The sequence below is a fragment of the Bradyrhizobium sp. ORS 86 genome, assembly GCF_045571475.1.
Classification (GTDB): Bacteria; Pseudomonadota; Alphaproteobacteria; order Rhizobiales; family Xanthobacteraceae; genus Bradyrhizobium.
This window is the reverse complement of the sequence record NZ_CP120699.1, coordinates 5376536-5390016: the sequence shown is the minus strand read 5'-3', so window position 1 is coordinate 5390016 and position 13481 is coordinate 5376536. Positions and strand designations below refer to the sequence as shown.

The window sequence follows — 13481 nt, the reverse complement described above, 5'->3', positions numbered from 1 at the left end:
TTCGATAGAGCCAATTCGGGCCATCGAAATTCTGCATGATATATGATAGGCTGCGGCTACCGGCTAACGCGGGAGACGACGGGGTGGCGGCCAATTCATCGATCGATCCGATCGATATCGGAAGCTTGCGGACGCTTGTGCTGGTGTACGACCTGCAGTCGTTCTCGGCTGCGGCGAAGCGGCTCGACGTCAACCAGTCCACCATCAGCTACGCGATCGAGCGGCTGCGCGGCGTGCTGCGCGATCCGTTGTTCGTCCGCCAGGGCAACGGCGTCAGCGCGACTGAGCGTTGCGCGGCGTTGGTCGCATGGGCGCGGGACATGATCGGTGAGATGGAGGGGCTTGCCGTACCGGCGGAGTTCGATCCGGCCATCGCGCAGGGCACCGTGACGATCTCCTGCAACTATCACGAACGCCAGACGCTGATCCCGCAATTCTGCGCCCGGTTTCGCGCGAGCGCGCCGCTCGTGCGGCTGGTGCTGCTCGATGCCGCCGGCCATGGCAACGTCCACCTCAAGCAGAACCAATGTGATATCGTGCTCGGTCCGGTCGGAATCGTCGGCGAGAGCTTCTATCGGCGCCACATCCTCACCGATCACTATGTCTGCGTGATGGACCCGGACAATCCGCTGGCGCGCGGCCGGGTCGCGCTGTCAGCCTATGCCAAGGCGCAGCACGTCTTTGTCACCCATAGCGGCGAGTGGCAGCCGCTCTATCTCGATGTGCTCAAGTCCAGGGACATCACGCTGGAGCCGGCGGTGACCCTTCCCAACCATGACAGTCTGGAGCGGATCATCGCCGGCACCCGGCTCGTCGCCACCATCCCGTATCATCTGGCGCGCACCATGCGCGGCGGGCTGCATGTCGCGGCTCTGCCATTCCGGGTGCCGATCTCGATCGACATGTATTGGAGCGCCAGGACCGCCAAATCGGGCTTGCACAAATGGTCACGCGGCCTGCTCGCCGAGGTGGCCAAGGGCTACGCCTGAGCGGCGGCCATCGCGCGATGCGAGCCAAATGCACAAGGCCCGCACCGGTGGTGCGGGCCTTGTCGTCCGACGCGGGGGCATCGCGCCGGGGTCAGAACAGATGATAGAACACGTAGTACAAAACGCCCGAGAGGATCATCGCGGCGGGCAGCGTCAGCACCCAGGCCATCGCGATGTTACGGATCGTCGCCCATTGCAGGCCAGAGCCGTTGGCCGCCATGGTGCCGGCGATGCCCGACGAAAGCACGTGCGTGGTCGAGACCGGCAGGCCATAGCCGTCGGCTGCGGCGATCGTCGCAGCCGCCGTGATCTCGGCGCAGGCGCCCTGGGCGTAGGTCAAATGGGTCTTACCGATCTTCTCGCCGACGGTGACGACGATGCGCTTCCAGCCGACCATGGTGCCGAGGCCGAGCGCGATGGCGACGGCGAACTTCACCCAGCTCGGAATGAACTTGGTCGCGGCATCGAGCGAGCCCTTGTACTGGTTCAGCGCGGCGATATCGGCGGCGGAGAGCTCGGCCTCCTTGTCTTTCATCAGCAGGCGGATCGCCTCAGAGGCCAGATACATGTCGTTACGGGTGTTGCCGACGACGTCAGCCGGAAACTTTGCCAATGATCCGTATTGGGCGACCTGCTGGGCGATGTCGCGCACCAGCACCGCGAGCGAGGGGAAGGTGCCTTCGTTGATCTGGTGCTGCGAGACATAGTTGGTCACGGCCGGGCGCGGATTGCCGATCACGTTGTAGCCGGCGGCCTTGCCCTCGATGACCTTGCTCGCGGCAGCCGAATGCGCGGCGAACTGCTCGATCTGGCTGCTGGGCAGCGCGCGGTTCAGCGCATAGGCGGTCGGCACAGTGCCGATCAGGATCAGCATGATGAGGCCCATGCCCTTCTGGCCGTCATTGGAGCCGTGGAAGAAGCTGACCAGCGTGCAGGTCAGGATCAGGATGCCGCGGATCCACCACGGGGGCGGCTGGTCGCCGACCGGCTCGCCGAACAGCTTCGGCGTCGCGCGCAGCAGCACGGCCTTGAGGACGTAAAGCAGCAGTGCCGCAAGCACGAAGCCGAACAGCGGCGACAGCAGCAGCGCCTTGGCGATGTTGACCGCCTGCGACCAGTCCACACCGGAGGTGCCGTCGCGGCCGCGCAACAGCGCGTTGGTGATGCCGACGCCCATGATCGATCCGATCAGGGTGTGCGAGCTCGAAGCCGGCAGGCCGAGCCACCAGGTGCCGAGATTCCAGATGATGGCGGCGATCAATAGCGCGAACACCATCGCAAAGCCCGCGCTGCTGCCGACCTGCAGGATCAGCTCGACCGGAAGCAGCGAGACGATACCGAACGCGACCGCGCCGCTGGAGAGCAGCACGCCGAACAGGTTGAACAGGCCCGACCACACCACGGCGACATGCGCCGGCAGCGAGCGGGTGTAGATCACGGTCGCCACCGCGTTGGCGGTGTCGTGGAAGCCGTTGACGAACTCGAAGCCGAGCGCGATCAGGAGCGCAACGAACAGCAGGATGTAGGGCAGGAACGAAGTGACGCGCGTGCCGGTGGCATCGACGTCGACATAGATGCTGTAACCAACGAACAGCAGCGCAGCCGCAACCATGCCCAAATAAATGACGCCGGTCAGAGGATGAAAACCCTTGTCGAGATCCGGACCTTTCTTCAAGGCGGGTTCGATCGAACCGGGTAACGCGATATCGCTCATGGTAATCTCCTGTCCCAATGCCGCCGATTTTGATCCAGGCATATGACAGGCAATTGAAATCCGGTCCGGCCGCCGCGCCGGCAATCGCGTGGGGAGGTCATGCGGGCCTTGAAGATTTCAGGCGCGCGGCAATTCTCAGTAACAAGCGTCACTGATTACAGACACGCGTACGGATTGGACGTCGCGGAACAAACAAATCGCTGGGGTCACGCGGGACGCATCAGGCAACCTGTAGGGCGAGCCAATTCGTCAGGCGGCCGCCAAGTAGAGGTCGCGCGCCGCGCGGTTGGGGCTAGTCGAACCGCGCGGCGCGCTGGCCTCAGGGTACGTCATGGCGTGAACATGACGCCCAATGCCTGTTGAGCCTGTGAGGCTATCATGGATCAATTAAAGGTTGTAGTTTTTTCTTGGCCTGTTTCTGATTTTTCACATCAAAGTGTGAATTTCGGGGACGAAGTTGTTCCATAGCCACATCAGGCCGCGTGAGCCGCGCGGCGCAGCAAGCCGGCCGCGATTTTCAAATCGTCGACAAAGCGTTGATATTCCTTCGTCTTGGCTTCTTCATCGGGCAGCCGCAGCAGATAAGAGGGATGCACCGTGACCAGCACCTTGGTTCCATCATGGTCGATCAGGCGGCCTCGGTTTTTGTTGATCGGCGTGATCTTGCCGAGCACGCCCTGTGCGGCGGTCGCGCCGAGCGCCACCACCAGCTCCGGTTTGATGGCCGCCAGTTCACGCTCGTACCATTGACGGCAAGCGCGGATTTCCGGCGTGCTCGGCTTCTGGTGCAGGCGGATCTTGCCGCGCGGCACGAATTTGAAATGTTTCACCGCGTTGGTGATGTAGACTTTGCTGCGGCCGATGCCGGCCTCTTCCAGTGCGCGATCGAGCATCAATCCGGCCGGACCGACAAACGGCTTGCCGGCGAGATCCTCCTTGTCCCCGGGCTGCTCGCCGACCAACATCAGGGTTGCACTTTGCGGCCCTTGGCCGAACACGGTCTGCGTTGCATCCTTCCACAGCGGGCAGGCGCGGCAATCGGCAGCCTCGGCGCGTAGCGTTGCGATCGTGTCGTGGGCGTGCTTGCGGGCCATCGGCGTGTCCTGCGGTTTCTGCGGCACCTGCGGTTTCGCCGCCTTGCTTGCGATGAAGGCACCGCTCGTCATCCGCATCGCGTCTTCGAGCAATGGTCTAATGATCGAATCCTCGGGCAGGTTCCTCCAATAGGCTTGCGGCGCCTCCATCACTTTCAACCGTGCCGGATTGAAGAGGCTGCTGTAGTGACGCCGCCAGGTCTCCTCGAGCCGGTCCTCGGTCGGCACTTCGGATTTGTCGATGCCCGACGTGATCGAGATCGCATGCCCATCCCAATGCGCGCAGACGTCGGGGGTCAGGATCGACCACGGCATGTCGGAGAAGCGGTTGGCGAAGAAGGGCGCGGCGAGCTCGACGATGTGATGCTCGGGCTCGAACCAGGCGACGTAATGCGCCTTCTCGCGGCCGATTTCGCGGAAGCGGACCTGCGCGATCATCCTGTCCATCTCGCGATAGACCGCGCGGGCCATCGCATTGGCCTTGGCGATGTCGGGGTCATTAGCCAGATCGTGGTGGTCGCGCAGTCGCCACAGCAGGCGATAGAGCAGGGCGAAGCGTTCGTCGCTTTGATGCAGGATCGCGGCCCGTGCCAGCTCGACAAATGTGGCGGGGACGTTGAACGTCGCATGCGGCGCATCGGGCAGGTCGTTCGCGCCAGATGGCGAAAACAGTTCGGCCTCGCTGCGCACCGTCCACGTGACATCAGATGGCTTCACGTCATTCAGTGCCAGCCGTCGCGCGGCCTTGCGCCAGCCTTCGAAATCGGTGTCGCTGTCGAGCATGATGATGTGCATGCGATCTGCTCCGTTTCAGTCTCACTGTCATTCGGGCCCGCGCGTCCGGTGACCGGAGAGAGGCTGCCGCAGTCGCGCCGATGCCTCTGAATCCCCTTGATTCCGCTTATGAATCGGGAAGCCCACCAATCCGATTGACTCCGCCGGCCCTGTTAGCTTTATATTAGAACATATCATGAACAAATGAGCCAGACCTGGTTCTCTGTTCAGACCAGTGACGGCTTCAAATTTTGCTTGGAAGGAGCGGCGCACCATGAACGGCGCACGCATGAGCACGCTTGCGTCCCTGCGCGGCAGCATCGCACGCATCGAGGCGCCTGACGATGTGCAGATGTCGAACCGCATCGCGCTCGGCCATGCGGGCGCGGATGCGATGCTGCGCGGCGGACTTGCGCCTGCAGCGCTGCATGAGGTGTTTGCGAGCGGTCATCAGGGCGGAGCCGCGACCGGCTTCATCGCGGGGCTCGCCGGACGGATGTCACCGCGCAAGCCGCTGGTCTGGGTACGGCAGGATTTCTCCGATCTTGAAAGCGGCGCGCTGTCGATGAGCGGGCTTGCCGAGCTCGGCCTCGATCCGCGCCTGCTCGTCATGGTGCGCGCCGCCGATGTCGATGCCGCGTTACGCACCACGGCCGACGCGCTCGCCTGCGATGCGCTGAGCGCGGTCGTGCTGGAGGTCTGGGGCAATGTGCGCCAGCTCGATCTCGTCGCCAGCCGCAAACTGACCTTGGCCGCGCAGGCCTCCGGCGTCACCGCGCTGGTGCTGCGGATCGCGGCGACCCCGATCCCCTCGACCGCGGAGACGCGCTGGATGGTGCGCGCGGCGCATTCGCCGCCCGGCACCGCCGCCAGCGTCTGGGGCGCGCCGCGCTTCGAGGCCGAACTCGTGCGCAATCGTCATGGCCCGGTCGGGCGATGGATCATGGAATGGAAATGTGATGAGTGCCAATTCAGTGAACCGTCGGCGTATCCTCAGCCTGTGGCTGCCACGCCTGCCCATCGACCGCATCAAGCGGAAGCTCGCACAGCACAGCGTCTCGCAAGCTGAGGCTCGGGAGGTGGTCGGGCTCCCTCTCCCGCTTGCGGGGGAGGGTTGGGGTGGGGGTCTTGCCACGAGCGACGCTCTTCGTAGGGAGAGAGCCCCCACCCGGATCGCATCTGACGATGCGATCCGGCCTCCCCCGCAAGCGGGAGAGGCGAAGAAAGGATCTCGCTCTCTACTGGAACTCCCCAGCGTCGTCGTCGCAAAGGATCACAACGCGATCCTGCTGCACTCCATCGACGAGGCTGCGGTGCGCGCCGGGCTGTCGATCGGGCTGCCGCTCGCCAATGCCCGCGCGATCTGCCCGGAGCTCACCGTCTACGACGCCGATCCCGCCGCTGATCTGAAGACGCTGAACGACATCGCCGACTGGTGCGACCGCTTTACGCCGCTGGTGGCGCTGGATCCGCCCTACGGCCTGTTCCTCGACATCACCGGCTGCGCGCATCTGTTCGGCGGCGAGCGCGCACTGCTGCAGATCGCGACCAACGCGCTGAGCCGCCGCGGCTTTGCCGTCAGCGCTGCCATCGCCGGCACCTCGATCGCGGCGCGCACGCTGACGCGGCATGCCTCGGGGCAGATCACAGCCGATGGCGAGGAGGCCGAGGCGGTCGGTCCGCTGCCGGTGTCCGCGCTTGGCGCCGATGCCGCAATCACCACCGGTCTGCGCCGCGCCGGCCTGAAGACCATCGGCGATGTCGCCGCGCGCGCACCGCACGAGATCTCGGCGCGGTTCGGCGCCGCGTTCACCACGCTGCTCAGTCATGCGCTGGGGCAGGGCGATGCCCCGATCAGCCCGCGCAAGCCGCTACCGGATTACATCGTGGAGAAGCGCTTCCCCGAGCCTGTTGCAACCGACACCGTGATCGCGCTGACGCTGCAAAACCTCGCCCGAATGCTGGTCGCGGCGATGGACAAGCAGGGCAAGGGCGCGCGGCAATTGGAGGCGAGCTTCTTCCGCACCGACGGCGCGGTGCGCGCGATCGTGGTCGGGACCGGGCGTCCGGTGACGCGGCCGGAGATGATCGACCGCCTGTTCCGCGAGCGGCTCGATGCGCTCAACGATCCCCTTGATCCCGGCTTCGGCTTCGATCTCATTCGTCTGGCCGCCGGCCGCACCGAGCTCGTGGTGCAGCAGCAGCGCGATCTCGACGCCACCGTCCACGACAATGACGAGGTCTCCGCGCTGATCGACCGCATCGCCGCCCGCATCGGCGGCAAGCGCGTGGTCGTGCATCTGCCGCTGGAGAGCCACATCCCTGAACGATCAGCGCTCGCGGTGCCGGCGCAGCATCATCTCGCCGCCGCGAGCGCGGCCGCCTGGCCGGAGCGCGTCGCAGGCGAGCCGCCGCTGCGCCCCTTACGGCTGTTCGAGCGGCCCGAGCCGATCAAGGTGCCGTTCGCAACCGTGCCCGACGGTCCGCCGCACCAGTTCACCTGGCGCCGCGCGCGGCACGAGGTGGTGCGGGTCGAAGGCCCCGAGCGCATCGCGATGGAATGGTGGAAGCAGGACGGCGGGTCGCTAACCCGCGATTACTTCCGCGTCGAGGATGCCGAGGGCCAGCGCTTCTGGATCTTCCGCGACGGCCTCTATGAGAGCGAGCTGAGGGACGAAGAGGGCAAGCCTGTTCCCGCCAACTGGTATGTGCACGGACTGTTCGCATGAAAGCGCCCGTGCCCGACTATGCCGAGATCGGCATCACCAGCAATTTCTCCTTCCTGCGTGGCGGCTCCGATCCGCGCGCCTATGTGCATCAGGCGAGCGACTTGCGAATTCCCGTGATCGGCATCGCCGATCACAACACGCTGGCCGGCGTGGTGCGCGCCTGGAAGGAGCTCGATAATGCCGAGGTCAAGCATCCGCCCAAGCTCCTGATCGGTGCCCGCATCGTCTTCATCGACGGCACGCCCGACATCCTGGTCTATCCGCGCGACCGCGCCGCCTACGGCCGGCTGTGCCAGCTCTTGACCCGCGGCAAGCGCGGCGACGACGACAGAGCGTTTTCAAGTGAAGTGGAGACCGGGTCGCGTGAAGAAACCGCGTCAAAACAAGAAATCGTGCGGATCGAGAAGGGCGAGTGTCATCTGAAACTGTCCGACCTGCTCGACTTCGCGGAAGGCCAGCTCCTGGTGCTGGCGCTGCCGCATCGCTTCGATCCGGCGCAGGCGCTCGATCTGCTCGCACGGTTGAAGGAGAGCGCAGCCGACGGGGTCTGGCTCGCCGCAAGCCTGCTCTATCGCGGCGACGACAGGCGCCGCCTCGCACGGCTGCATGGGCTTGCCACTGAGGCCGAAGTGCCGCTGCTCGCGACCAACGAGGTGCTCTATCACCATCCGGCACGTCGTCCCTTGCAGGACGTGCTGACCTGCATCCGCGAGAAGACCACGATCGAGGCGGTCGGCCGCAGGCTCGAGGCCAATGCCGAGCGCCATCTCAAGCCCGCGCATGAGATGGTGCGGCTGTTCCGCGATCTGCCTGATGCGATCGCGGAAACCATGCGCTTTGCGGAGCGCATCACCTTCTCGCTCGATCAGCTCAAGTACCAGTACCCGGACGAGCCGGTGCCGCCCGGCAAGACCGCGCAGCAGCACCTGGAGGACCTGACCTGGGCCGGTGTCGACAAATATTTCGGCGGGGTGGCCAACATCGACACCAAGCTTCACGCCACTCTCAAGAAAGAGCTCGCGCTGATCGCCGAGCTGAAATACGCGCATTACTTCCTCACCGTGCACGACATCGTGCACTATGCGCGCAGCCAGGGAATCTTGTGCCAGGGGCGCGGCTCGGCGGCGAATTCGGCGGTCTGCTACGTGCTCGGCATTACCTCGGTCGATCCGACCAAGGTCGATCTGTTGTTCGAGCGCTTCATCTCCAAGGAGCGGCTGGAGCCGCCCGACATCGACGTCGATTTCGAGCATTCGCGGCGCGAGGAGGTGATGCAATATGTCTACCGCCGCTATGGCCGCCACCGTGCCGCGATCATCGCCACCGTCATTCATTATCGCCCGCGCAGCGCGATCCGCGATGTCGGCAAGGCGCTGGGGTTGACCGAGGACGTCACCGCGGCGCTCGCCGACACCGTCTGGGGAAGCTGGGGCAAGGGTCTCAACGACATGCAGGTGCGGCAGGCCGGTCTCGATCCGAAGAACGCGATGATCAACCTCGCGGTCGAGCTCGCCACCGAGCTGATCGAGTTTCCCCGCCATCTCTCGCAGCATGTCGGCGGCTATGTGCTGACCCAGGACCGGCTCGACACCTATGTGCCGATCGGCAACGCCGCGATGGACGATCGCACCTTCATCGAATGGGACAAGGATGACGTCGACGCGCTTCATATGATGAAGGTCGACGTGCTGGCGCTGGGCATGCTGACCTGCATCCGCAAATGCTTCGACCTGATCGAGAAGCACAAGGGCGAGCGCTGGGAGCTCGCCACCGTCCCGCAGGACGACGAAAAAGTCTACGACATGCTGTGCCGAGGGGAATCGCTCGGCGTGTTCCAGGTCGAAAGCCGCGCCCAGATGAACATGCTGCCGCGGCTGAAGCCGCGAAAGTTCTATGACCTCGTGATCGAGGTCGCGATCGTGCGCCCCGGGCCGATCCAGGGCGACATGGTGCATCCCTATCTGCGCCGGCGAAACAAGCAGGAGCAGGAAAGCTATCCATCACCGTCCCCCGAGCACGGCCCGCCGGACGAACTTTACAATGTCCTGCACAAGACGCTCGGCGTGCCGCTGTTTCAGGAGCAGGCAATGCGGATTGCAATCGAGGCGGCAAAGTTCACCTCCGAGGAGGCTAATGGCTTGCGTCGCTCGATGGCGACCTTCCGCAACCTCGGCACCATCGGCAAATACGAGGACAAGCTGATCGGCAACATGGTCGCGCGCGGCTACTCGCCGGACTTCGCCCGAAGCTGCTTCGACCAGATCAAGGGCTTCGGTTCTTACGGCTTCCCGGAAAGCCACGCGGCGAGCTTCGCCCAGCTCGTCTACATCTCATCATGGCTGAAGCATCACCACCCTGACGTCTTCTGCTGCGGCCTGCTCAACTCGCAACCGATGGGCTTTTACGCGCCGGCGCAGATCGTCGGCGACGCCCGCAAGAACGGCGTCATGGTGCGCGAGGTCGACGTCTCCTACAGCTTTGCGCAGAACACGCTGGAGGAGAAGGTTGGCGATCATTGCGCCGTGCGGCTCGGCTTCCGCCAGATCGACGGCTTTCACTGGCTGGATGAGGATGAGGAGAGGCTGAAGCAGATTCAGGCGCTGCGTCGCCAACACAGCGCAAATGTGCAGGAGTCAGGAAGGCACGAACGGATGGGCTCTCTCCCCCCTTGCGGGGTCCGAGGCGAGCGAAGCTCGCTCTCGAGGATAGGGAGAGGGGTGAGCCGCACGGGCGGTGGTCGTGGCTTACCCCTCTCTCCAACTCTCCCCCGCAAGGGGGGAGAGAGCCCAACCACCTCCCGTGCGGTCTTGGACCACGCGGTAATGGAATGCGTTGAACAAGACTGGGCCGATCGCATCGTCGCCGCGCGCAACCGCCGGCCCTTCACCTCGCTGGAGGACTTCGCCCGCGACACCGGCCTGCCGAAGCGCGCGCTGATCCTGCTGGCGGACGCCGATGCGTTTCGCTCGCTCGGGCTCGATCGCCGCGCGGCATTGTGGGCGGTGCGACGGTTGCCCGACGATGTACCGCTGCCGCTGTTCGAAGCGGCCACAGCGCGCGAGCAGCCGGATGAAAACGCAAAGCCGTTGCCGGAGATGCCGCGCCCCGAGCAGGTGGTCGCCGATTATCAGACCATCCGCCTGTCGCTGAAGGGCCATCCGATGGAGTTCCTGCGCGAGATGTTCACGAAGGAGCGCGTCGTCGCTTGTCATACGATCAACCAGAGCAACGATCGCCGCCGCGTCCGCTGTGCCGGCGTGGTGCTGGTGCGGCAGCGGCCGGGCAGCGCCAAGGGCGTCGTGTTCATGACGCTGGAGGACGAGACCGGCATCGCCAACATCGTGGTGTGGCCGAAGGTGATGGAGCAGTACCGGAAAGAGGTGATGGGCGCGCGGCTGATCCTGGTCGAGGGCTATATCCAGAGCAGCCCGGAAGGGGTGACCCATCTGGTGGCGCAGCGCATGATCGACCGCTCCCACGATCTGATCGGTCTCGCCAACGAATCCCTCAGCCGCAAGCACCCGGTGCCTGTGGGACCCGCGCTGGTCGAGCCGCTCAACGACGATCGCCGCGATCACGCCGATACGCCGGCGCAAAAAATCCGCCATCCGCGCAACGTCCGCATCCTGCCGCCGTCGCGCGATTTTCATTGAAGCACGCTGACGATGCAGGGTGAAGGAATCGTTCTGCCGGCGCCTTCCTCACGCGCCAATCACTGAGTTGCCCGACGGCGCAAGCCCTTTGCGCAAAAATATTTCGGTTTATCGGAACAGTAGCTTGGTGTATGAATAGCCCGTCTCACCCGCTTGAGGGGCGCTTCGCGATCGTCACGAGTGCTGGGTTGGGATGCGGTGGACGCCGCGCGTGTGACTGACGAGCATATGCGACGCGGACGGCGAAGTCGTGCAGGCCTGACGCCCTAGTGGCAGGTGTCCTGTTGCAAGACGCAATTGCGTCTTGCAACAGCGGTGACAACCAAGCCCAGTCTCGCCGGGGCGAGCACGTATAAGCCGTAACCCATCGCGCAGGGAAAGCCGGGATTGCTCCGGTTACACCTGTGGTCCTACCCGAGCTTTCTACCATTGCTCGGGGCCCATGGGTGCGATCGGCACCCGGCTTTCCCTGCGCCCTCTGTCCAAGAGAGGGCGGAACGAGAGGCAGGACTCGGACAGATCATGTCGCGAGAACGCGCACTCACATCCTCTCAATCGTCATGGCCCGCGCAGGCGGGCCATCCAGTACGCCGCGGCCTCTCGGCTCAAGCACCGCCCTCTCTGGAATACTGGATCGCCCGCATGCGCGGGTGATGACACTGAGCACTTGGTTCGCGTCGCAATCGCTGGCGCAAATTGACCGTGAAACAGCTACTCGACAGCAGCGCCCACCGGCGGGCCACCCGGTGGGCGATGCAGGAAGGTGATTGATGCGTAGGCACCGACCCAGGAGCCGGCCGCGGCGAAGGCGACATAGACCCAGTTCTCGGTGTAGCTGATCACGGCATAGGATGAGAGCAGATACCAGATGCTGCTCCAACTCGCCGCCGGCACGCGTTTGCGCGCAACGACCGCCGAGGTGAACATGACATAGACCGCGTCAGTGGCCGCGGTCGCAAGAAAAACGCCGCCGGCGGTGAGGGGATCGATGGCAGTCATTGCAACTCCTGTTCCGGTCGGGCGGAGCCCCTTGAAAAGCCGAACGAGACGGGCCAAACCGACACCGCCTTTCTGTCATCATGCTCGTGCATATATCGATCGGAAAGAGGAATGCGCATGCAGGACGTGAGCGACATCGTTGCCGAGATCTGGACCGGAGCCGGCGGCCCGCCGTCTGCGCTACCTTACATGAAGCTGACAGGTACGGAGCCGCAATTGCCGTCGTCGTTCCGCGTCGGCGCGGCAGCGCAGGCCTCGATCGCCGCGGCAGGCCTGGCGGCCGCCGATATCTGGCGCGCGCGCAGCGGCGAGACGCAGGATGTCGCGGTCGATATGCGCCATGCCATGGTCGAATGCCGCAGCGAACGTTACCTGCGCGTCGACGGTAAGCCGCCGCCACCGGCCTGGGACAAGATCGCCGGCGTCTATCGTGTCAGGGACAACCGTTTCGTCCGCCTCCACACCAATTTCCCGCATCACCGCGACGCCGTCTGCCGAGTGCTCGCTTGCGAAGCGGAACGCGACGATGTCCAGGCCGCGCTGTTGCAGTGGGACGGCGAGGCGTTCGAGACTGCAGCCTACGCCGCCGGTGGCGTCGTCGCGCTGATGCGCACGCATCACGAATGGTCGGCGACACCGCACGCGAAAGCGCTGGCGACATTGCCGCTGATCTCGATCGAGAAGATCGGCGACGCTGCGCCGAAGCCGTGGCCCGCGGGCAACCGGCCGCTGGCCGGCATCCGCGTCCTCGATCTCTCGCGTGTGATTGCGGGGCCGGTCGCCGGGCGGACGCTTGCAGCACATGGTGCCGACGTGCTCCTGATCTCGGGTCCTGATCTTCCGGTGATCCCGTGGCTCACCATCGATACCGGCCGCGGCAAGCTTTCGAGCTTCGTCGAGTTGAGGAGCGAGCAGGGCCGGCGCGTGATGCGCGATCTCGTCGCGCAGGCTGACATCTTCTCGCAGGGCTACCGTCCGCAGGCGATCGCGCATCTTGGCTTCTCGCCGGAGGAGGCCGCGCGCATCAACCCTGGCATCGTTTACGTGACACTCTCGGCCTATGGCCACGCCGGTCCGTGGGCGGAGCGCCGCGGCTTCGATTCGCTGGTGCAGACCACGACCGGCTTCAATCACGCCGAAGGCCAGGCCGCCGGGCTCGACGGGCCGAAGGAGCTGCCGGCACAGATGCTCGACCACGCTACCGGCTATTTCATGGCGTTCGGCGCCATGATGGCGAAGGCCCGGCAGGCGCGCGAGGGTGGGAGCTGGCACGTCCGGGTGTCGCTCGCGCAGACCGGGCGCTGGCTGTGGAATCTCGGCCGCGTCGCTGATGGTCTCGCCACTGAGGAGCTGAAGGCCGATGCGGTAACGCCCTATATCGAGCAGCTCCCGTCCGGTTTTGGCACGCTGAGCTCGGTGAGGCACGCTGCTGTGCTATCGAAAACGCCGGCCCACTGGTCACGTCCGGCCATGCCGCTCGGCAGCCATTCCCCGGAGTTTCCCGGATGAAGCATTCAGGCGTTGTTCAG

General features: G+C 64.8%; 8 protein-coding genes. 5 read left to right on the top strand and 3 right to left on the bottom strand.

Going from position 1 to position 13481, the window contains the following annotated elements; all coding sequences use genetic code 11:
* Positions 1–83 precede the first annotated feature (83 nt).
* Positions 84–989 carry a LysR family transcriptional regulator gene (locus tag P6U25_RS24950; protein WP_407147414.1) on the top strand — a complete coding sequence of 302 codons (906 nt, stop codon included), beginning with the start codon at positions 84–86 and terminating at the stop codon, positions 987–989.
* A gap of 91 nt (positions 990–1080) precedes the next feature.
* Here P6U25_RS24950 and P6U25_RS24945 read toward each other — a convergent pair whose 3' ends face one another.
* Positions 1081–2703 (bottom strand): inorganic phosphate transporter, encoded by a 1623-nt coding sequence (locus tag P6U25_RS24945; protein ID WP_407147413.1) that lies wholly within the window; start codon positions 2701–2703, stop codon positions 1081–1083.
* 473 nt (positions 2704–3176) lie between these two features.
* On the bottom strand, positions 3177–4592 hold the full coding sequence (locus tag P6U25_RS24940; RefSeq protein ID WP_407147412.1) for a UdgX family uracil-DNA binding protein: 1416 nt from the start codon (positions 4590–4592) through the stop codon (positions 3177–3179).
* Between the two features lie 253 nt (positions 4593–4845).
* On the opposite strand from P6U25_RS24940, the gene P6U25_RS24935 reads away from it, so the two are divergent.
* The 3 genes from P6U25_RS24935 to P6U25_RS24925 are packed head-to-tail and all read left to right on the top strand — an operon-like array spanning position 4846 to position 10953.
* Positions 4846–5640 (top strand): ImuA family protein, encoded by a 795-nt coding sequence (locus tag P6U25_RS24935; RefSeq protein WP_407147411.1) that lies wholly within the window; start codon positions 4846–4848, stop codon positions 5638–5640.
* The gene (locus P6U25_RS24930; RefSeq protein WP_407147410.1) at positions 5531–7300 is read left to right on the top strand and encodes a Y-family DNA polymerase; all 1770 of its coding nucleotides are present in this window, start codon (positions 5531–5533) and stop codon (positions 7298–7300) included. The genes P6U25_RS24935 and P6U25_RS24930 overlap by 110 nt, the downstream gene beginning before the upstream one ends.
* Positions 7297–10953: an error-prone DNA polymerase gene (locus P6U25_RS24925; protein WP_407147409.1), complete on the top strand. Its 3657-nt coding sequence runs from the start codon at positions 7297–7299 to the stop codon at positions 10951–10953. Before P6U25_RS24930 ends, P6U25_RS24925 begins: the two co-directional genes overlap by 4 nt.
* 711 nt (positions 10954–11664) lie before the next feature.
* Here the strand turns inward: P6U25_RS24925 and P6U25_RS24920 are convergent.
* Positions 11665–11952, bottom strand: coding sequence for a hypothetical protein (locus P6U25_RS24920; RefSeq protein WP_407147408.1), 288 nt, complete (start codon positions 11950–11952; stop codon positions 11665–11667).
* Positions 11953–12069: 117 nt separating this feature from the next.
* On the opposite strand from P6U25_RS24920, the gene P6U25_RS24915 reads away from it, so the two are divergent.
* Positions 12070–13461, top strand: coding sequence for a CoA transferase (locus P6U25_RS24915; RefSeq protein WP_407152606.1), 1392 nt, complete (start codon positions 12070–12072; stop codon positions 13459–13461).
* Positions 13462–13481 lie beyond the last annotated feature (20 nt).

Excerpts from the sequence above, each read along its gene's own strand:
- P6U25_RS24945 (WP_407147413.1), bottom strand. The coding sequence starts at position 2,703 with ATGAGCGATATCGCGTTACCCGGTTCGATCGAACCCGCCTTGAAGAAA.
- P6U25_RS24940 (WP_407147412.1), bottom strand. The coding sequence starts at position 4,592 with ATGCACATCATCATGCTCGACAGCGACACCGATTTCGAAGGCTGGCGC.
- P6U25_RS24935 (WP_407147411.1), top strand. The coding sequence starts at position 4,846 with ATGAACGGCGCACGCATGAGCACGCTTGCGTCCCTGCGCGGCAGCATC.
- P6U25_RS24915 (WP_407152606.1), top strand. The coding sequence starts at position 12,070 with ATGCAGGACGTGAGCGACATCGTTGCCGAGATCTGGACCGGAGCCGGC.
- P6U25_RS24930 (WP_407147410.1), top strand. The coding sequence starts at position 5,531 with ATGAGTGCCAATTCAGTGAACCGTCGGCGTATCCTCAGCCTGTGGCTG.
- P6U25_RS24925 (WP_407147409.1), top strand. The coding sequence starts at position 7,297 with ATGAAAGCGCCCGTGCCCGACTATGCCGAGATCGGCATCACCAGCAAT.
- P6U25_RS24920 (WP_407147408.1), bottom strand. The coding sequence starts at position 11,952 with ATGACTGCCATCGATCCCCTCACCGCCGGCGGCGTTTTTCTTGCGACC.